The sequence below is a fragment of the Yersinia aldovae 670-83 genome, assembly GCF_000834395.1.
Taxonomy (GTDB): domain Bacteria; phylum Pseudomonadota; class Gammaproteobacteria; order Enterobacterales; family Enterobacteriaceae; genus Yersinia; species Yersinia aldovae.
The window spans coordinates 1,525,449-1,545,305 of the sequence record NZ_CP009781.1 but is presented as its reverse complement, the minus strand read 5'-3'; the positions used below and the strand labels follow the sequence as shown (position 1 = coordinate 1,545,305).

Here is a 19,857-nt window from a genome sequence, read left to right as displayed (position 1 = left end):
TTTATTCCTCGGCTCCGGCGTGAGCGGCGTGTTCGCCCATATCCATGCCCTGACTCATATCCATGCCTTTATGCATGTCATCGCCTTTTTGGTGCATGTTCATATCGCCCATAAATTTGCCAATGATTCCTTTAAACATCTCCGGCTTGACGCTGGAGAAATACTCAACCGGGTTATTTTCGCTCGGTTCAGCCAGTTTATTGAAATCCTCAGTGGTATTCAGGGTATTTGGCGATTTTTTCACTTGTGCAACCCACTGGTTGAAGTCTTCCTGCGTCGGTGTTGCGATTGCAGTAAATTTCATACCAGAGAAGCCCTTACCGCTGAAGCTGCTGGAAATACCATTGTATTTACCGGCTTCATTGGCAATAAGATGCAGCTTGGTTTGCATCCCGGCCATCGCATAAATCTGCCCGCCTAACTGGGGAATAAAGAACGAGTTCATTACTGAATTAGAGGTGATTTTAAAATTCACCGGAACATCAGTAGGGAAAGCCAGTTCATTTACTGTAGCAATACCTTGTTCTGGATAAATAAATAGCCATTTCCAGTCGAGAGAAACCACTTCAATGGTAATCGGTTTTTTACCGGCCACTTCAATCGGTTTAAACGGGTCAAGTTCGTGGGAGGTTTTCCAGGTTATCGTTGCCAAAATGGCGATGATAATGATTGGAACAGCCCAGACAACAAGCTCAATTTTGTTGGAATGGGACCAGTTTGGGGTGTAGGTCGCACTTTTGTTGGACGCGCGGAACTTCCATGCAAAAGCGAACGCCATAAAAATAACCGGAACAACGACGATCAGCATCAAACCGATAGCAGTAAGTATCAGTGTTTTCTGTTCGACTCCGATTGCGCCTTTGGGGTTCATCAATACCATATCGCAACCACTGAGCATTACCGTGGCGGCTAATAAAGACAACATCCCCATATTTTTAATGTATTTCTTAAGTCTCATCTAACGACCTCAATTACAAAAGGGCTCTATTGTCGTTTCATGTGTGCGGGCATTTTACGGGAAGGTTGCAAGACTGTAAACATGCTTAAGATTGTGTCAGCGGCTTGTTGACACTTTATGTTAAGGGGGTCACAGATGTTACTCTACGTGACAATTTACTAATGGCAACAATATGTTGGCGATAGTGTCAGGTATGGAAACCGTGGATGTTAAGGAAAAATAACGTTAATTACGCTTTTATTCGTGGTAAATACTGATTTTAAATTGAGACGTCAGCTTATTTTCTGTAAATAATATGTGATGCAGGGGTTAATTAAAAATAATTCCGAGGCGTCATAAATAGGCACCTCGGAATCACTCAGTTAGAAATTATATTTAATTGAGTAAATGATGCCATCTTGTAAAAAATCTTCGCCTAATTTGTTATAGGCATAACGATACTGAATACCGGTAGTAAATTGCTTAACTGGTGTCCACCAAAGCGCGATGGCACCATTTACCCCATTACGGCCACCATTACCTGCGGCATAACGCTCTGCACGGTTGAATTCAAGCTCGTTCCAGTTGGTGATACTGAATTTTTCTTCAAAAGCGGTAAAGTCATAACCGGCAACCCAACCGACCACATAACCGTTGTTACCTGAATAGTAAGTCTGGTCAACATAGTGCAGTGCGACGAAAGGCTTCATCCACACGCCAGCGACGGTGGCGTTATAGCCGATCCCGTACAGGGTATTTACTTCGTGGAAGTTGCTGTAATTGTTGCCTTCAGCGCTGGGCAGTGAGTAAGTGCCGTAAACATGACCATACAAGTTGAAACCACTATCGCCTAAATAGTAACGACCCGTCGTTTTGAAGGTATAGCGTTGATTATCACCCGGTTGTGCTGTCTTTGAGTTGAATGGGTTTTCCAGGTCAAAGAAACCGTAAACCTCGCCCCAGCTAAAGCCAGCGCCGCCTTCCAACTCGATATAGGCGAAGTCATCTTTATGTGAAGAATCACCTGATTTATGCGTAGTGCTGCGGGTCCAGTCAAGATAGTTCATGCTGATATTACCAAACCCCCACTGGTACTCAGCTTGAGCTGCCGGAGCCAAAGTGATTGCAGTCAGTGCGAGCGCACCGATAAGAATTTTACGCATAAATGCCTCTGTGTAGTTAAAAGATGTCAGAAGAAACAAAAGGACACAGTCCTTAACAAAAAGTGCGCTCATCATAGTCTCACAGCACGAAAGGATAAATAGTTCAGAGTGATGAAGATCTCGTTTTATGAATAATAATTTGCAAGGGTTACTGAAATTTGTGATGTGGCTCAATAATTGAGCGGTGATGTATTTGGCAGGTTTATTCATCAGGTATAAAAAAGCCAGTACAAGTACCGGCCTTATGTTGTCAATATGGTGTATTACGCGAGTTTTTCCCGCCTGAGCGCCAGATAATCCAGTATCCCGCCTAACACCATGCCCACCACGCTGAGCTGAATTCCGCGCAATAGCAAGATATCGGCCACTTCTGTTGCAGAAGTCCAATCCAGTGCATTGGTGATAAGCAAAATTAGCCATGCTGCAAGTAATGCACAGCCGATGGTTAAGAAGCGCAGCGCCCAACGGTAGGCATTTTTAAAGGCGGTTCGAGGTAGAAATTCATCCGTTTTCTGGGTGTGTTCCAGTGTTTGGCGACAGATATAAAGCAGTATTAACCCTGGAATGGCTGCTGCAATTGAGAATAAATAGAAAAGAGGCCAGCCATGAGTCTCAACAAACCAACCCGCAATAGGGCCGACATAAACTCGTCCCACAGCCGAGAGTGCTGAGAGCAAGGCAAATTGTGTCGCGGAGAACGATTTATTACACAGTGTCATCAGCAAGGCGACAAAAGCGGCAGTTCCCATGCCACCACACAGGTTTTCCAGGAAGATGGCGCTGCCCATCGATAAGATATTTTTATCCGTGATGGATAGCAGCCAATAACCCACATTCGAGATTGCCTGCAAAATACCGAATATCATCAAAGCACGGAATAAACTCAGCCGCTGCATTAACAGGCCGCCATATAACGCACCAATAATGGTAGCAATCAGCCCCAGAGTCTTGTTAACCAGCCCCACTTCGCCCGCATCAAAACCAACGCCACGGATTAAAAATGTGGTGCTTAAGCTGGCCGCAAAAGCATCACCCATTTTATACAATATGATCAATAGCAGGATCAACCAGGCATTGTTGCGACCAAAAAAATCACGTAATGGTGCGACGATTGCCTCTTCCAGCGTTTTTGGCGGAGCAATTCGAATGTCGGGTTCAGGAGCGAAAATGGTGGCAAAGACCCCAATTAACATCAAACCAGCCATCAGCCAGTAAGTGGATTGCCAGCCAAGATAGCGATCGGCAATCCATAGCGCCAACCCGCCAGAAACTAACATCGCCAGTCGGTAGCCTAATACTGATATGGCAGCCCCTGTGCCGCGTTCTTCTGCCGTGAGTAAGTCGGTCTTATAGGCATCAAAAACAATATCTTGCGATGCAGAACAGAATGCAACCAGCACGGCGATAGCGGCCAGCCACCATAAATGTTTAGCCGGTTCCATAAAGCCCATCGCGACAATGGCGACGATTAATAACAGTTGGCTGATGATCAACCAGCCGCGCCGTCGCCCCAGAAATGAAGGGGTGTAGCGGTCCATCAAAGGGGACCAGAGGAACTTAAAGACGTAGGCTTGACCAACCAAAGAGAAAATACCAATGGTCTTTAGGCTGACGTTTTCAACCGTCATCCAGGCTTGCAACGTACCACCGGTCAGAGCTAAGGGAAGGCCCGAAGCAAACCCCAACAATAAAAGTACCAGTGAATTACGTTGGGTAAAAAGGTTCGAATAGCGATTGGACATGTGTAACCTACATGCTCCGCCCTATGGTCGCAGCAGAGCATTCTGTTAAGCAGAAATAATGATATTAAGCTAACACCGGATTAACGGGCGTTTTGTTTGATAAAGCTACTGACACTGGTATCTTGCGCCATATCCGCGATCACATCGCTCAACACCGTGTTAACAGCATTGGTGATTTTTTCGTTAGTGGCGGTAAATGCGCCCTGAACGTTGTAAGACGCACGGTAGTTTTTAACCTGCTTGTTGCCGTTTTTCGCCGTAGCAGTGATAGAAATATCGGCTTTGGTGGTGATGTTGTAGCGAAGGTTGCCTTCTTGCACATCAGCGAACAGTTGATTCACAACAATTTGTAGATCAACGGGAGCATTAGTGCCAATCATATAACCACGGGTTGTCATTTGCTTTTCGAGCACTTCTTGTAACAGGAAACGCAGATCACGAGACGGTGTTAATACGACCAGTTGGCCATCACGATTCACTTTAGCCAAGGCAGAATCCTGGCGCTGATCGGCGCCATTAATGCTGATAGTCACCCCCATCAGCGTTGGATCTTGCGGTGGCAAGACCACTTTCGGGGTAACGTTCAAGGTGTTGTTACTGGCCGCACAGCCCGCCAGTATAAAAACAGCCAACAGCGGGAAAAGAATTTTTTTTAGCATGTTCACTTTCTCAATAGTTATGGAATTCTTTAATAAACAGAGCGGGATAGCTGCCATATTATTTTGCGAATTTGCAGTTGCAACATCATAACACTGCCATTGGCTGGGGGAAGATCCCGATGGAGAGAAATTCAGCAAAAAAGCGTTTTCCCTTCGGTCATCTTCCATTCTCGCGAAAGACCTTACAAGTTAACCTTTCAACTGGCTATCGGATTTGCCTCATAGCACTGCACCTATAAGGTGGAGATGTGCAAGATATTTTGTAGCTTAAATGTTATAAAACAGCGAAAATCAACTACTATTGCAATAGTAGTGTGGGCAGTTTTTTTGCCTCAGTAGTAAGGAGAGTTAAGATGATTTTGATTCGGGAACAAATTGAAGAAAAACTAAAATTGGCATTCGAACCGGATCATCTGGAGGTGATTAATGAAAGTTATCGCCACAATGTTCCGGCCGGTTCTGAAAGTCATTTTAAAATAGTGATCGTCAGCGATAAATTTCAAGATCAACGCTTTTTAAGCCGTCATCGTGCGATTTATAGTGTGTTGGCTGATGAACTGGCGGGCAGTGTCCATGCGTTGGCATTGCACACTTATACCCAAAAAGAGTGGGAGGGGTTGCAAGATACGGTACCTCGCTCGCCGTCTTGTCGTGGTGCAGGTACATTGGCTTAATTTGTTCATTTTATCGGAAATAGAGTGAATAGCAGTAGTAATTCTGACCTAATTTAGGGTATTAAGTAGATGAGAATTTTGCAAACGGCCTCAGGGCCGTTTGTGTTTCTGTATAGGCGACACCGTTGTTTCATTAGTGTGCCGCAGGAGTTTTAGCCGAGGGATCAACTCACGCGTGAATTTTACCGCGACAACATTCGCTTGCTTTCCTCGACTCATACCCTGCGCACCGCTATAATGTCGCGTCTTATTTTTCCGGAATGGTTTCGGGACGCTTCTGACATCTGGGATACTCGGTTCTGTTTAATGCGGCCGTCCCGGTTCTTAGAAGGTGTTTTCAGAGTTCGCATCATTCCTGAAAGGGGAGTGGTGGTGCTTCGTTTGCAGCTTCTGGAGTTGACCGAGCACTGTAATTTTTTTGAGGTAACAAGATGCAAGTTTCTGTTGAAACCACCCAAGGCCTTGGCCGCCGTGTAACAATTACCGTTGCTGCTAACAGCATTGAGAAAGCCGTAAAAAGCGAATTAGTGAAAGCCGCTAAAAATGTTCGAATTGACGGCTTCCGTAAAGGCCATGTGCCTATGAACATCGTTGAACAACGTTACGGCGCTTCTGTTCGCCAGGACGTTTTAGGTTCCCTGATGCAACGTAACTTCGTTGATGCGATCATTAAAGAAAAAATCAACCCAGCTGGCGCACCTAACTATGTGCCGGGCGAGTACAAAGAGGGTGAAGATTTTACTTATTCCGTTGAGTTTGAAGTCTATCCAGAAGTTGAGCTGAAAGATCTGGAAAGCATTGAAGTAGAAAAGCCAGTTGTTGAAGTAAACGACGCTGACGTTGATACCATGCTGGAAACGCTGCGCAAGCAACAAGCTACCTGGAAAGAAACTGATGCTGTAGCAACGGCTGAAGATCGCGCAACTCTGGATTTCACCGGTTCTATCGACGGTGAAGAGTTTGAAGGCGGCAAAGCGACTGATTTCGTACTGGCAATGGGTCAGGGTCGTATGATCCCAGGCTTCGAAGAAGGTGTTATCGGCCACAAAGCCGGTGAAGAATTCACCATCGACGTAAACTTCCCAGAAGATTACCACGCAGAAAACCTGAAAGGTAAATCCGCTAAATTCGACATCGTGTTGAAGAAAGTTGAAGTGCGTGAACTGCCAGAACTGACTGAAGAATTCATCAAACGTTTCGGCGTTGCTGATGGTTCAGTTGCCGGTCTGCGTGCTGAAGTGCGTAAAAACATGGAGCGTGAGCTGAAAGGCGCAGTACGTAACCGTGTGAAAACTCAGGCAATCGACGGTTTAGTTAGCGCGAATGAAATCGACGTTCCAGCGGCACTGATCGAAGGTGAGATCGACGTTCTGCGCCGTCAGGCTGCACAGCGTTTCGGTGGCAACGAAAAACAAGCTGCTGAACTGCCACGCGAATTGTTCGAAGAACAAGCTAAACGTCGCGTTGTTGTCGGTCTGTTGCTGGGCGAAGTTATCAGCCAGCATGAACTGAAAGCTGATGAAGATCGTGTTAAAGCATTGATCGAAGAAATGGCTTCTGCTTATGAAGATCCACAAGAAGTTATTGAGTTCTACAGCAAGAACAAAGAGCTGATGAACAATATGCGTAACGTTGCTCTGGAAGAACAAGCGGTAGAAACTCTGCTGTCTAAAGCCAAAGTTACTGAAAAACCAACGACCTTTAGTGAACTGATGAATCAGACCACGACGGCGTAATAGTTTTTAGCGCATCAAACCGGATATAATCTATCTGGTGTATTGAAAAAGCCCGTAGCCCTCTGGTCACGGGCTTTTTCTTTTAGTAACAATAATCCCTCAATAGTATGATTAATCTGGCATGTTTCTGAGTAATCTGCGCTATATTTGAAAAGTGAATGAAGTGCTTAACAGATAATTAAACTATAGGGCGTCGGGATTACGGCAGAGATAACGAAGGTCGGCTGAAAAGAGCATTGTTGGGTTAAAAAACGTGATTAGGCTAAAAAGATGTCAGTGGGGCTTGAAAATGAAGAGTAATCCCCCAATTAACCTAACAGACGTTCATATAAGGTGTTGATGAAACACTGGCTGATTGCCACGGTCGAACGTATCTGGATAACCAGACTGTTCGCACGCATGAACATAGTCATCATTACTTATCTCAAGTAGAATCGGTTATGAATGGCGCCAAAGTAAATTCTATTAGGAGACGGTAATGTCATACAGTGGCGAACGAGATCAATTTGCACCTAACATGGCTCTGGTGCCTATGGTGGTTGAGCAGACTTCACGCGGGGAACGTTCTTACGATATTTTCTCCCGTCTGTTGAAAGAGCGCATTATTTTCCTGACCGGCCAAGTTGAAGACCATATGGCCAACCTGATCACTGCACAGATGCTATTTTTGGAAGCGGAAAATCCAGAAAAAGATATCTTTTTGTATATCAACTCACCAGGTGGGGTGATCACTGCCGGGATGTCAATTTATGACACCATGCAATTCATTAAGCCAGATGTGAGCACGATTTGTATGGGGCAGGCGTGTTCAATGGGGGCATTCCTGTTGACGGCTGGCGCTAAAGGTAAACGTTTCTGCTTGCCGAATTCACGGGTCATGATTCACCAACCGCTGGGTGGTTTCCAGGGGCAGGCCACAGATATTGAAATTCATGCCAAAGAGATTTTGAAAGTGAAATCACGCATGAATGAACTGATGGCACATCACACGGGCAAATCTCTCGAAGAAATAGAGAGAGATACGGAACGTGACCGTTTCCTGTCTGCGCAGCAGGCTGTAGAATACGGATTAGTTGATTCCGTGTTTACCCGTCGTGACTAACGACTTATTTCTGTGAGCCGATATACTATAGTTGTAGGTAAACAACCGTTGTAGGTAAACAACAGTGGTATGGAAATAGAACAATTCGTGTAATCGAACCGCTGTATTGCACCGTGTTGAGTGCCTGCCTGATATATCGGCTGCCCGCTGAACGTTAGCGTGGTGTCCAGAAATAGCGAGAATAGTCTCACTGCCACCCTAGTTTCCGGTATGGCAGATACTGAAGAAGAGGTTTACTGATGACAGATAAGCGCAAAGACGGTTCTGGAAAGCTGCTGTATTGCTCTTTCTGCGGCAAAAGCCAGCATGAAGTGCGTAAGCTAATTGCCGGGCCGTCAGTGTATATCTGCGATGAATGTGTCGATTTGTGCAATGACATTATTCGCGAAGAGATCAAAGAAGTTGCCCCGCACCGGGAGCGTAGCTCGCTGCCAACGCCGCACGAAATTCGCCACCACCTTGATGATTATGTCATCGGGCAAGAACCGGCGAAGAAAGTGCTGGCCGTTGCTGTGTACAACCACTACAAACGTCTGCGTAACGGTGATACCAGTAATGGTATCGAGCTGGGTAAAAGTAACATTCTGCTGATTGGCCCGACCGGTAGTGGTAAAACGCTGTTGGCGGAGACATTGGCTCGCTTCCTGGATGTGCCATTTACAATGGCAGATGCGACCACGCTAACTGAAGCAGGTTACGTGGGCGAAGATGTTGAAAACATCATTCAGAAGTTATTGCAGAAATGTGATTACGATGTGCAGAAAGCACAGCGTGGTATCGTCTATATCGATGAAATTGATAAGATTTCTCGTAAGTCTGATAACCCATCTATCACCCGTGACGTGTCAGGTGAAGGTGTGCAACAGGCTTTGTTGAAATTAATTGAAGGGACGATTGCCGCTGTGCCACCACAAGGCGGGCGTAAGCATCCACAGCAGGAGTTCTTGCAGGTTGATACCTCAAAAATTCTGTTTATCTGTGGTGGTGCTTTTGCGGGCCTGGACAAAGTTATCGGCCAGCGCATTAACACCGGTACCGGTATTGGTTTCGGGGCGACGGTAAAAGGCAAGTCAGAAAAGGCAACTGAAGGCGAGTTGTTGAGCCAGGCTGAACCAGAAGACTTGATTAAATTCGGTTTGATTCCTGAGTTTATTGGTCGTCTGCCCGTGGTTGCAACCTTGAGTGAACTGAGCGAAGACGCGCTGATTCAGATCCTGAAAGAACCGAAAAATGCGCTGACTAAACAGTATCAGGCGTTGTTCAATCTTGAAGGTGTTGAGCTTGAGTTCCGTGATGAAGCGTTGACCGCTATTGCCAAGAAAGCGATGGCGCGTAAAACAGGTGCTCGTGGCCTGCGCTCTATCGTGGAAGGTGCCTTGCTCGATACCATGTACGACTTACCGTCAATGGACAGTGTGGAGAAAGTGGTGGTAGATGAGTCAGTTATTGCTGGTCAATCTGCGCCAATGCTAATTTACGGTCAACCGGAAGCGCAGGCTTCTGGCGAATAATTAGCCAAATAATCCAGGTGGTTAGTGTGACAATGGGGGATTTTATCCCCCATTTCTTTTTCCTCGCATTGTTATCGTTGAATGTAAGACATTCGTCCCCATATACTCAAATACCTATTTAGTGAAACTCGTGATGACTCGTGTTTCACGAGATTCCCAGTAATCTGGCGGAAGCTAAACTAAGAGAGAGCTCTATGAACCCTGAGCGTTCCGAACGCATAGAAATCCCCGTATTGCCTCTGCGCGATGTGGTGGTTTATCCGCATATGGTGATCCCACTGTTTGTTGGCCGGGAGAAGTCGATTCGGTGCCTGGAAGCGGCAATGGACCATGATAAAAAAATCATGCTGGTTGCGCAGAAAGAAGCCTCGACGGATGAGCCTGGTATCAATGATCTGTTTTCAGTCGGCACTGTAGCCTCGATTTTACAAATGTTAAAGCTGCCTGATGGTACGGTAAAAGTGCTGGTTGAAGGGCTACAGCGTGCGCGTATCACCACGCTTTCCGACAGCGGCGAGCATTTTGCGGCCCAGGCTGAATATCTTGAAGCACCCGTGATGGATGACCGTGAGCAAGAGGTCTTGGTTCGCACGGCGATTAATCAGTTTGAAGGCTACATCAAACTGAACAAAAAGATCCCACCAGAAGTTCTGGCTTCGTTGCACAGTATTGATGATGCAGCGCGTCTTGCAGATACTATTGCAGCGCATATGCCATTGAAATTGAATGATAAACAAGCTGTTCTGGAAATGTTCGATATCACCGAGCGTCTGGAATATCTGATGGCAATGATGGAATCCGAAATCGATCTGTTGCAGGTCGAGAAGCGGATTCGTAATCGTGTCAAAAAGCAGATGGAAAAGAGCCAGCGCGAGTACTATCTGAATGAGCAAATGAAAGCCATTCAGAAAGAACTGGGTGAAATGGACGATACGCCGGATGAACATGAAGCGCTGAAGCGTAAAATTGAAGCGGCTAAAATGCCGAAAGATGCGCGCGAAAAAACGGAAGCGGAACTGCAAAAACTGAAAATGATGTCACCGATGTCGGCGGAAGCTACCGTGGTGCGTGGTTACATCGATTGGATGTTGCAGGTGCCGTGGAACAGCCGCAGTAAAGTTAAAAAAGACTTGGTAAAAGCGCAGGAAGTTCTGGATATCGATCACTACGGTCTGGAACGCGTTAAAGATCGCATATTGGAATACCTCGCAGTCCAGAGCCGAGTCAGCAAGATTAAAGGGCCAATCCTGTGTCTGGTTGGGCCTCCTGGGGTGGGTAAAACCTCGCTCGGGCAGTCTATTGCTCGGGCAACAGGCCGTCAGTATGTGCGTATGGCGCTGGGTGGTGTGCGTGATGAAGCGGAAATCCGTGGCCACCGTCGTACCTATATTGGCTCGATGCCGGGTAAATTGATCCAGAAAATGGCGAAAGTTGGGGTGAAAAACCCACTCTTCCTGTTGGATGAAATCGATAAAATGGCCTCCGATATGCGTGGTGATCCGGCGTCTGCCTTGTTGGAGGTGTTAGATCCAGAGCAAAACGTGGCGTTTAACGATCACTATCTGGAAGTGGATTACGATCTGTCGGATGTGATGTTTGTTGCGACCTCTAACTCCATGAATATTCCAGCACCGTTGCTGGATCGTATGGAGGTGATTCGTCTGTCCGGCTATACCGAAGATGAGAAACTCAACATTGCCAAGCAGCATTTGCTGCCAAAACAATTTGAGCGCAACGCCATTAAGAAAGGCGAGCTGACCATCGATGACAGCGCCATCATGAGCATTATCCGTTATTACACCCGTGAAGCTGGGGTGCGTAGTCTGGAACGTGAAATCTCCAAACTGTGTCGTAAAGCAGTAAAAAATCTGCTGATGGATAAAACGGTTAAACACATCGAAATCAACGGTGACAACCTGAAAGATTTCCTTGGCGTGCAGAAAGTCGATTATGGCCGTGCTGATACTGAAAACCGTGTCGGTCAGGTGACTGGCCTGGCATGGACAGAAGTGGGCGGTGATTTGCTGACCATCGAAACCGCGTGTGTACCGGGCAAGGGCAAGCTGACTTACACCGGTTCACTGGGTGAAGTGATGCAAGAATCCATCCAGGCTGCGCTGACGGTAGTGCGTGCGCGTGCGGATAAATTAGGGATTAACCCTGATTTCTACGAAAAACGTGACATCCATGTGCATGTACCTGAAGGTGCCACGCCGAAAGATGGCCCAAGTGCCGGTATTGCAATGTGTACCGCGCTGGTTTCTTGTTTAACCGGTAACCCGGTGCGTGCTGATGTGGCGATGACCGGTGAAATTACCTTACGTGGTCTGGTATTGCCAATCGGTGGTTTGAAAGAGAAATTGCTGGCCGCTCACCGTGGTGGCATCAAAGTGGTGCTGATTCCAGATGATAACAAACGTGATTTGGAAGAGATTCCAGACAACGTTATCGCCGATCTGGAAATTCATCCGGTTAAACGAATTGATGATGTTTTAGCCATTGCATTGCAAAATCCCGCCTTCGGGGCACAGCCGGTAGCGTCAAAATAGTGATGGATCGCAAGAAGTATTGATAAAACTGATGCTGGTAAGTGAAATGCTACTTGCCAGCTATTTTTTGTGCCGCTAAGTTAGTTCGGCTGTCCGGCAAAAGTTTAAGTCTTTGGGCTGCTTGCCAAGGCTGGGCAGGATTGATATAACAGCTGCGCTGTCGTGTTGTCCGTAGGGATTTTCGGCGCGACGATAGAATTCTAAAGGGGATGAAAGAGTGAATAAGTCACAACTGATCGACAAAATTGCCGCAGGTGCTGATATTTCCAAAGCGGCCGCTGGGCGCGCATTAGATGCAATTATTGCTTCTGTAACAGAATCCTTGAAAGCAGGGGATGATGTAGCTCTGGTTGGTTTTGGTACTTTTGCAGTACGTGAGCGTTCTGCACGTACTGGCCGTAACCCTCAGACAGGCAAAGAAATCAGTATTCCAGCAGCCAAAGTACCAGGCTTCCGCGCCGGTAAAGGTCTGAAAGACGCTGTAAACTGATTGCCGCGTCAATACTCAGCGGTGTTTGTGTTAAACAATAACCTGACGCAATTGAGTTGGTAAGGTAAGATACAAGGCGCATCGTTAATGATGCGCTTTTTTTTCGTTTAGTTGCCGCGCTGACATCATTTATGGGCCTGGCGTAAGTCTGCCAACGGCTGAGCGTTGATAAGTAAAGTAAGATAAGTACGGTAACAAAAGACAGTAAGCAGTTTTAACGCGCAGCAGCACAATGGGCTGTCGCAAGGAATGCTGGGTTTATTTAGACCTGCGCAACAGTTTTAATCCACATTACAGCGGAGTATTGTCACATTATGATGGACAATTTACGCGCGGCTGCTAATAACGTCGTGCTCAAAATCATTCTGGCCCTGATCATGTTGTCCTTTATCCTGACCGGGGTTGGCAGCTATTTGATTGGAGGCTCCAACGACTATGCAGCCAAAGTTAACGGCCAAGACATTAGCCGTGCCCAGCTAGAACAAGCTGTGCAGAGTGAACGTGGCCGCTTGCAACAGCAATTGGGCGAACAGTTCTCCGCGTTGGCCGCGAACGAAGGTTACATGCTGCAACTGCGTCAGCAGGTGCTCGGGCAGTTGGTCAACAATATGCTGCTTGACCAATATGCTCAAAAATTGGGTCTGAGTGCCAGTGATGCACAAGTGAAAGAGGCCATCCGTCAGGCACCTTATTTCCAGACCGATAATAAGTTCGACAATAACAAATATCTCGAACTGGTTAACCGGATGGGATATACCCTCGAGCAATTCGCGCAATTACAGCGTCAGCAGCTTATCAATCAACAATTGCTGCAAGCCTTTGGTGATAGCGGATTTGTCCTGCCAATCGAAGCACAGGCGATGTCAGAGCTGATTTTGCAGCAACGCGACGTTCGTCTGGCCACCATTGACCTTAAAGCTCTTCAAGCACAGCAGAAAGTGACCGATGAAGAGCTGAAAGCGTATTACGAGCAAAATAAAAATAGCTTTATTGCACCGGAACAGATGAAAGTCAGTTTCATTGCGATGGATGCTGCCGCGATGCAAGACAAAATCACGGTAACTGAAGAAGATATCGCTGCGTATTACGAGCAACATAAAAGCAGCTATACCCAACCTGAACGCCGTAACTACAGTGTCATTCAGTTTAAAACAGAAGCTGAAGCCAAAGCTGCGTTGGATGAACTGAAAAAAGGTGCTGATTTTGCTGCGATGGCAAAAGAGAAATCGACTGACATCATTTCGCGCAAAAACGGCGGTGAGTTGGGTTGGTTGGAGCCTGAAACGACCGCTGATGAGCTGAAACAAGCGAATCTTACGGAAAAAGGCCAGTTATCTGATGTGGTTAAATCCTCTGTGGGTTATTTGATTGTTCGTTTAAACGACATCAAACCAGAGCTGGTTAAGCCGCTGTCAGAAGTGCATGAAGCACTGGCTAAGCAGGTTAAGCAGGAAAAAGCGGTTGACGCATATTATGCGTTACAGCAAAAAGTGAGTGAAGCTGCAACCAGTGATAACGAGTCACTGGCGTCAGCAGAAGAAGTCGCTGGCGCTAAAGCCCAGCAGACCGGGTGGTTTACCCGTGATGCGGTGCCAGCTGAGGTTAATTTCAAACCTGTGGTTCAGGCAATCTTTGGCGGTGGTCTGGTGGGTGAGAATGGCGCACCCGGCAGCAACTCAGATGTCATTACTGTTGATGGCGATCGTGCTTTTGTTATCCGCATTGTCGGTCACAAACCAGAAGGGATAGAACCATTTGATCAAGTTCGTGATCAGGTTGCGGAATTGGTAAAACGTCAGAAAGCAGAGCAAGAAGCCCGTCTTGATGGCGAGAAGATTCTGACGGCACTGAAACAAGGTAAAGGTGAAGAGGCCATGAAAGCCGCTGGCCTCACCTTCGGCGAGAAGAAAACCTTGTCACGCGCGCCAGATGGTGATCGATTAGTACAAACTATCTTTGCGCTGGCTCATCCGCAGCAAGACCAACCAGTATATGGTTTGTCTCAGGATCGCCAGGACAATATCGTATTGATCGAACTGCTGTCCGTGACGCCGGGTAAATTACCGGAAGGCGAAATGAAGACCTTTACCGCTAAAATGGCCGAAGGAGCAAGCAATGTTACCTTTGATGCGTTGATGGCAAATCTGCACAAACAGGCAACCATCAAGATGGGGCCTGCGGAGCAACAACAAGCGCAATAACGTCATTGCCGCAATAAGGTTCGCATTGATTTGCAAACCGATGTAACAACGAAAGGTCGCTCTGGCGGCCTTTCGCATATCTGGAATCTGCCCTTTGCGATGAAGCAAAGGCTGCGGCAAGGTAGTCATGCTGTCAAACACAAGGAGGATACAGCATGAAATTCATAGGAAAATTATTTGTAATCACCACATTACTTGCCAGTCTTAATATCCATCAGGCAGTGAGCGCGGCTCCTGTTAGTGCTGACAGCCGTTCTCAGGAGAAAGTACTGAGTCAGCCCCTTAGTTCAGTAACCGATAACATCAGCAAAAAGTCTGCAAAAGTGGCTGAAGGTAAATCTGAGAACCCTAAAACAATCGCTGCTCACCCAACAGAAAATCAGACGAACCAAATCAATGTAAATAGTGCCAGTGCAGAACAACTAGCACAGTTTCTCAGTGGTATTGGCAGAAAAAAAGCTGAAGCAATCGTTAATTACCGCGAACAGTTTGGCCCTTTCTCGGATGCAGAACAACTCCTTGAGATTCCCGGCATTGGCCCTTCATTTTTAGAGAGAAATAGCAATAAGCTCAAAATGTGATTCTGGTTTGCCATAAGTCGATGTACTGGTCAGGCGGATATTAATGAGTATTTGCCTGGCCCTTTCGTCACAAATTGTTGTTTAGAAAATCGATGTTTAATTAACGATCCTCTGTTGCTCACCATGCAAGACAACAGAGGCATTAACGTAAAACTGTGACTCTGATCGAGATTATATAGCGGGCTTGCTATGGAGTGATTTTCCTCTGCTAATCTTGCCATGAGGTCTAACCAGTAGCGTTAGTGACCCTATAAACTTCAATGATTAGACTGGAGAATCTCGTCGTTATGCATACTTATATTAAAGTCCGGGGATTCCATATTGATGTATTTCAACATGTTAATAATGCCCGCTACTTAGAGTTTCTTGAGGAAGCACGTTGGGAGTGGTTAGATGGGCAGCCAGCATTTGATTGGATGACTGAGCGCCAGATTGCTTTCATTGTGGTGAATATTAATATTAATTACTGCCGACCGGCAGTGTTGGGTGACCTGCTGCGCATTGATAGCCAGTTACTGAAACTAAACGGTAAAAGTGGTGTGATGAAACAAACCGTAACACTGGAACCCGCAGGAGCCGCAGTTGTTGATGCCGAGTTGACATTTGTGTGTATCGATTTGCGTAGTCAGAAGGCTTTACCATTGGAAGGTGACTTACGTGTCAAGCTGGAAGAACTGGTCAATCGGGTTAGTTGAGGTTCGCAAAACGCACTGAGATTAACAAAACAATGGGGTTGCCTTATTTATATAAAATCAGGCAACCAAACTATCAGCGTATCAAACCAAACCGGTCTTCTTTTTCAGGCTCAATAGCACTTGTGCCTTATTCGCCAAATAGTGTGACAACCCTTTAGCCCGTAGATGGCAAGCCGCACATTGGCCGCAGCCCTCACCCTGAATCCCGTTATAACAGGTCAGTGTATGATGGCGAACAAGGTCCAGTTGTTGATAATAATCGGCTAAAGCCCATGTTTCAGCTTTATCCAGCCACATCAGTGGGGTAATAAACGCAATATCACGGCCAATGCCTAAATCGATAGCGTGGTTGAGTGCTTTGACAAATTTATCACGGCAATCTGGGTAACCGGAGAAATCCGTCTCGCAGACACCGGTTATCACCGCTTCAGCCTGCACTTGATAAGCATAGATAGCTGTCAGTGTCAGAAAAAGGATATTGCGGCCAGGGACAAAAGTGCTCGGAACGCTATCTTCATCCTCCTCGTCAAAGGTTGGCACGGGGATGCTGTCGCGGGTCAGGCTACTGACAGCTAATTCATTAAGCATCCCCACATCGAGCACTTTGTGGGCTTTTGCTCCAAGTTGAATTGCAAGCTTACGGGCAACATCGATTTCTGCACGGTGGCGTTGCCCATAATCGAAAGTGATGCAATGGACTTCATCATATTGCTGTAACGCCTGGATCAGACAAGTGGTGGAGTCCTGCCCGCCACTAAAGACAACTACGGCACGTTTCATAAAACTACCTCATACAGCTACGCGGTAGTGATATTCATCAAACCGGCAGCAAAAATTAATAACTGCCGGTATGTTACCCAGTTAGCAGACTAAAAGGTAGGTACCTGTCGTTCGGTAGCTCATCGCGCGGGCTGTGGCGCTCTGCATTGATCAGGTTGTTGTCGGGGGTAACCAAGCCTGACAGAAATCGAACCAACCGTAAGCGGTTAACATTACGCCGTTAATTCGCGGTGGCGCATTGACCTGATATTGATAATTAAACAGCGGCAATATTAAGCCTGCTTGCATCAGATGATTGTAATATGCCTGCAACTGACGAAAACGCTCCGGGGTATTTTCTATCTGTTGAATGAGCACTAAAGTCTGTTGCTGCTGTAGCCACTGTTCAGAAGAGAGGATACCGCGCCATAATGGATCAAGTCGCAACCAGCTTTCCATTGTCGCCTCTGGAGATTCGCCAACTAAATGATCTGCCAATAATAAATCGGCTTCTTCAATCTGGTGAGTATCTTTCCAGTGTTTGTCATGGCTGGCTCGTATTGTTAGCGTGCAGCCATGCGCAGCTAACACTGTTTTGAGCCGTTGGGCAACCACTTCAAGTTCCATTGGTGGTTGATAGGTCAATATCAGATGAGCTGGAAGTGGTTGATCTTCATCCGCTGTAAATTGAGGAATAGGCCAACCGGGTAGCATTTCATGACTCGGTGTGACCACGCCGTGGCTTATTGATAGCTCTTCTAATATGCCAGAAGTTTGCATTAACATCAGTAACCTGGCTGCTTGTTGTGGTGAGATTTTACTGAGGTGATGATTAATAGCCAGATAGCAAAAACCGAGGCTCATGCTGCGCTGAACGGGGCGAGCTTGGGGGAAATCCTCTTCCTGACCGATAGTAATGCGCACCGGATGTTGGCAACTGCTGTCAGTCGGGTGTATCGCCGCTTTGGGCGTTATCCAGTATTCGATAATTTCCAGATAAGGGTGCTGCAAATGGTAAAACTCGTGTTGCTCCAGCCGCACCAGGCGTTTATCAAATGTGGCCAGCTTAAATGGGCCAGCCCCCAGTGATGGTGAGTCAGGATGAAACAATCGGCATGGCAAATCTGCCAGACGGTGTGCCAGCCAATAATCAGGTTGGGCAAGCGTAAATTGCAGACACAGTGCATGGGGCAGGGTGATAGCCAAAACATTGGTAAAGCTGGGTTGGCTGCGTGGGTTTGCCTGTAAGAGTATCAGTGTTTGCAGTAACTGTTTGCCGTGGATGGGGTCACCATTGTGCCAACGTAATTGGCTACGTAAGAAGAATTGCCAGGTTAGACCATCTTCGCTGACCTGCCAATGATGTGCGAGATCGGGTTTGGGCTGTGGGTCACCGGTATTAAACCGGGTCAGGCCAGCATACAAGGTATAAATTAGGTGCTGCTCCGCCCGGCCCGCCACCATCATTGGATTTAAGGGTTCCAGTTCGCGATAATAAGGAATTCGCAGAATTGGGCTGTCAGCTTGCCATTGCCCGCCCATATGCGGGTTAAGCAAGGCTTGTAGGCGTTCTGGCTCCAGTTTTGCCAATTCGAGTGCGGCTTGATGATCACCTCGTTCAAGGAATAGTTTTAGGTAAGTTGCGCGCAATAGATCAGGGGTTTTCAGGCATTGCAACTGTGCGCGTTTGCCCCGGCCAACCTGCGAATGCCAACTTAACCACTCATTAGCCTGTAGCTGCTGAATTAGGGTGCGGGTATGTCGTTCGCTGCAAAAAAGTAAGCCGGCGAGTTCACTGACAGTCGTGGCAGCAGGGTGATCACCGAATTTCTGATATAAACGCTGATATTGGGTTAGCCGGTGAATAATGCGCATAATTAAGAATCTACCCATTAGGACTATTTTATTTGCCATTTTGAACTCGGTAGTGCACAGAATCCGCATGTACTGCGAGTACGCTACGGTTCTTCCGCGCTATCTATGTTCAAGCTGCCTGTCACAATGACACCTACTGAGATAGGCTCTAAATCAGGAATAGTTTAAATTATTTGTTCACTATTAGTTCCGTAAATACTACGTCATAATTTTATCCATGCTACTAATTTCACATTCTTCGAGGTTTTAAATGTATCGCCTGGCCGCTTTTGATATGGACGGAACCTTGTTGATGCGTGATCATAATATTGGTGGTGCCACATTGAGCGCGCTCCATCAACTTGTGGATAGCGGAGTGATACTCACTTTTGCAACAGGCCGTCATTATATTGATATGAAAGGGATTTTATCTCATTCTTCCCTGAGCGGTTATCTGATTACTGGCAATGGTACTCGGGTTTGTGACGCGCAGGGTGAAGCGCTGTATGGCATGGATTTAGCGGCGGAGCTGGTGGCGTTTGTGTTGCGTACTCCTTGGAAGACCACGGCTACTCTCCATATATTCCGTGACGAGGGGTGGTTTACCGATTGTAATGATCCGTCGCTACTGGCAGCCCATAAAACCAGTGGTTTTCATTTCCATCTCACCGCACTGGATACATTACCGCTGACCGGAAACCACAAAATTTGTTTCATTGCACCCCATCAGGAATTGGTGGCGCTCAAGGAACAGTTGGAGCAGCAGATGGGCAATGAGGCCGATTTCTGTTTCTCGGCCATCGATTGTTTGGAAGTCTTGCCGCGTGGATGTAACAAAGGAGCGGCTTTAGAACGGTTGAGCCATCACCTCGGTTTAACGCTGGCAGACTGCATGGCATTTGGTGATGCGATGAATGACAAAGAGATGCTGTCGCGCGTTGGGCATGGGGTGGTGATGGGGAATGCATTACCTCAATTGAAACAAGAGTTACCTCATTTACAGGTTATTGGTCGCTGCGAGCAACAAGGCGTCGCCCACTATTTGCAACATTGGCTAAGTTCACCACACCTCACCTATTCCCCCGAATTCTGAGGTTATATGCCCTTGGTTCTTGATATTGAACTTTGGGGATAGCTATTAGCCAGCCGGATAACCATCCGGTTTTTTTCTTCAGAAAGGCGGTTTTCCCCATTATCGATTAAT

General features: G+C 46.8%; 16 protein-coding genes. 10 read left to right on the top strand and 6 right to left on the bottom strand.

What is annotated here, in order from left to right:
- Position 1: 1 nt before the first annotated feature.
- The 4 genes from cyoA to AT01_RS07180 all read right to left on the bottom strand — a co-directional run bounded on the left by cyoA (position 2) and on the right by AT01_RS07180 (position 4,501).
- Positions 2-958, bottom strand: coding sequence for a cytochrome o ubiquinol oxidase subunit II (gene cyoA / locus AT01_RS07195; RefSeq protein WP_004703387.1), 957 nt, complete (start codon positions 956-958; stop codon positions 2-4).
- Positions 959-1,320: 362 nt separating this feature from the next.
- On the bottom strand, positions 1,321-2,100 hold the full coding sequence (locus AT01_RS07190) for a nucleoside-specific channel-forming Tsx family protein (RefSeq protein ID WP_004703386.1): 780 nt from the start codon (positions 2,098-2,100) through the stop codon (positions 1,321-1,323).
- 263 nt (positions 2,101-2,363) lie between these two features.
- On the bottom strand, positions 2,364-3,842 hold the full coding sequence (gene ampG / locus AT01_RS07185) for a muropeptide MFS transporter AmpG (RefSeq protein WP_042546637.1): 1,479 nt from the start codon (positions 3,840-3,842) through the stop codon (positions 2,364-2,366).
- Between the two features lie 80 nt (positions 3,843-3,922).
- Positions 3,923-4,501 carry a lipoprotein gene (locus AT01_RS07180; protein WP_042548540.1) on the bottom strand — a complete coding sequence of 193 codons (579 nt, stop codon included), beginning with the start codon at positions 4,499-4,501 and terminating at the stop codon, positions 3,923-3,925.
- Positions 4,502-4,854: 353 nt separating this feature from the next.
- On the opposite strand from AT01_RS07180, the gene bolA reads away from it, so the two are divergent.
- From bolA to AT01_RS07135, 9 genes are all read left to right on the top strand, one after another.
- Positions 4,855-5,175: a transcriptional regulator BolA gene (gene bolA / locus AT01_RS07175; protein WP_082039563.1), complete on the top strand. Its 321-nt coding sequence runs from the start codon at positions 4,855-4,857 to the stop codon at positions 5,173-5,175.
- A 431-nt stretch (positions 5,176-5,606) separates the two neighbouring features.
- Positions 5,607-6,911 (top strand): trigger factor, encoded by a 1,305-nt coding sequence (gene tig / locus AT01_RS07170; RefSeq protein WP_042546636.1) that lies wholly within the window; start codon positions 5,607-5,609, stop codon positions 6,909-6,911.
- 478 nt (positions 6,912-7,389) lie between these two features.
- Entirely contained in the window at positions 7,390-8,013 is a 624-nt protein-coding gene (clpP, locus tag AT01_RS07165; RefSeq protein WP_042546635.1) for an ATP-dependent Clp endopeptidase proteolytic subunit ClpP, read from the top strand.
- A 239-nt stretch (positions 8,014-8,252) separates the two neighbouring features.
- Entirely contained in the window at positions 8,253-9,524 is a 1,272-nt protein-coding gene (clpX, locus tag AT01_RS07160) for an ATP-dependent protease ATP-binding subunit ClpX (RefSeq protein ID WP_004703362.1), read from the top strand.
- Positions 9,525-9,718: 194 nt separating this feature from the next.
- Positions 9,719-12,073 (top strand): endopeptidase La, encoded by a 2,355-nt coding sequence (gene lon / locus AT01_RS07155; protein WP_004703361.1) that lies wholly within the window; start codon positions 9,719-9,721, stop codon positions 12,071-12,073.
- 217 nt (positions 12,074-12,290) lie between these two features.
- On the top strand, positions 12,291-12,563 hold the full coding sequence (gene hupB / locus AT01_RS07150; protein ID WP_004718701.1) for a nucleoid-associated protein HU-beta: 273 nt from the start codon (positions 12,291-12,293) through the stop codon (positions 12,561-12,563).
- Positions 12,564-12,877: 314 nt separating this feature from the next.
- Positions 12,878-14,764: a peptidylprolyl isomerase gene (gene ppiD / locus AT01_RS07145; protein WP_042546634.1), complete on the top strand. Its 1,887-nt coding sequence runs from the start codon at positions 12,878-12,880 to the stop codon at positions 14,762-14,764.
- A gap of 155 nt (positions 14,765-14,919) precedes the next feature.
- Complete coding sequence (locus AT01_RS07140; protein WP_042546633.1) at positions 14,920-15,345, top strand: ComEA family DNA-binding protein; 426 nt, start codon at positions 14,920-14,922, stop codon at positions 15,343-15,345.
- A gap of 287 nt (positions 15,346-15,632) precedes the next feature.
- Entirely contained in the window at positions 15,633-16,040 is a 408-nt protein-coding gene (locus tag AT01_RS07135; protein ID WP_004703358.1) for an acyl-CoA thioesterase, read from the top strand.
- A gap of 81 nt (positions 16,041-16,121) precedes the next feature.
- On the opposite strand, the gene queC is transcribed toward AT01_RS07135, so the two are convergent.
- Together queC and AT01_RS07125 are read right to left on the bottom strand one after the other, a co-directional pair.
- A complete protein-coding gene (gene queC, locus AT01_RS07130; protein WP_004703357.1) occupies positions 16,122-16,820 on the bottom strand; it encodes a 7-cyano-7-deazaguanine synthase QueC in 699 nt (232 codons plus the stop codon).
- Between the two features lie 150 nt (positions 16,821-16,970).
- Entirely contained in the window at positions 16,971-18,674 is a 1,704-nt protein-coding gene (locus AT01_RS07125; RefSeq protein WP_042546632.1) for an SgrR family transcriptional regulator, read from the bottom strand.
- Positions 18,675-18,924: 250 nt separating this feature from the next.
- Here AT01_RS07125 and cof point away from each other — a divergent pair, with 250 nt between their 5' ends.
- Positions 18,925-19,746, top strand: coding sequence for an HMP-PP phosphatase (gene cof, locus AT01_RS07120; protein WP_042546631.1), 822 nt, complete (start codon positions 18,925-18,927; stop codon positions 19,744-19,746).
- Positions 19,747-19,857 lie beyond the last annotated feature (111 nt).

What these genes read in the sequence shown, in the direction of transcription:
- clpP (WP_042546635.1), top strand. Translation starts at nt 7,390, where the DNA reads ATGTCATACAGTGGCGAACGAGATCAATTTGCACCTAACATGGCTCTG.
- cof (WP_042546631.1), top strand. Translation starts at nt 18,925, where the DNA reads ATGTATCGCCTGGCCGCTTTTGATATGGACGGAACCTTGTTGATGCGT.
- AT01_RS07190 (WP_004703386.1), bottom strand. Translation starts at nt 2,100, where the DNA reads ATGCGTAAAATTCTTATCGGTGCGCTCGCACTGACTGCAATCACTTTG.
- AT01_RS07125 (WP_042546632.1), bottom strand. Translation starts at nt 18,674, where the DNA reads ATGCGCATTATTCACCGGCTAACCCAATATCAGCGTTTATATCAGAAA.
- tig (WP_042546636.1), top strand. Translation starts at nt 5,607, where the DNA reads ATGCAAGTTTCTGTTGAAACCACCCAAGGCCTTGGCCGCCGTGTAACA.
- lon (WP_004703361.1), top strand. Translation starts at nt 9,719, where the DNA reads ATGAACCCTGAGCGTTCCGAACGCATAGAAATCCCCGTATTGCCTCTG.
- queC (WP_004703357.1), bottom strand. Translation starts at nt 16,820, where the DNA reads ATGAAACGTGCCGTAGTTGTCTTTAGTGGCGGGCAGGACTCCACCACT.
- AT01_RS07135 (WP_004703358.1), top strand. Translation starts at nt 15,633, where the DNA reads ATGCATACTTATATTAAAGTCCGGGGATTCCATATTGATGTATTTCAA.
- ppiD (WP_042546634.1), top strand. Translation starts at nt 12,878, where the DNA reads ATGATGGACAATTTACGCGCGGCTGCTAATAACGTCGTGCTCAAAATC.
- AT01_RS07180 (WP_042548540.1), bottom strand. Translation starts at nt 4,501, where the DNA reads ATGCTAAAAAAAATTCTTTTCCCGCTGTTGGCTGTTTTTATACTGGCG.
- bolA (WP_082039563.1), top strand. Translation starts at nt 4,855, where the DNA reads ATGATTTTGATTCGGGAACAAATTGAAGAAAAACTAAAATTGGCATTC.
- cyoA (WP_004703387.1), bottom strand. Translation starts at nt 958, where the DNA reads ATGAGACTTAAGAAATACATTAAAAATATGGGGATGTTGTCTTTATTA.
- clpX (WP_004703362.1), top strand. Translation starts at nt 8,253, where the DNA reads ATGACAGATAAGCGCAAAGACGGTTCTGGAAAGCTGCTGTATTGCTCT.
- ampG (WP_042546637.1), bottom strand. Translation starts at nt 3,842, where the DNA reads ATGTCCAATCGCTATTCGAACCTTTTTACCCAACGTAATTCACTGGTA.
- AT01_RS07140 (WP_042546633.1), top strand. Translation starts at nt 14,920, where the DNA reads ATGAAATTCATAGGAAAATTATTTGTAATCACCACATTACTTGCCAGT.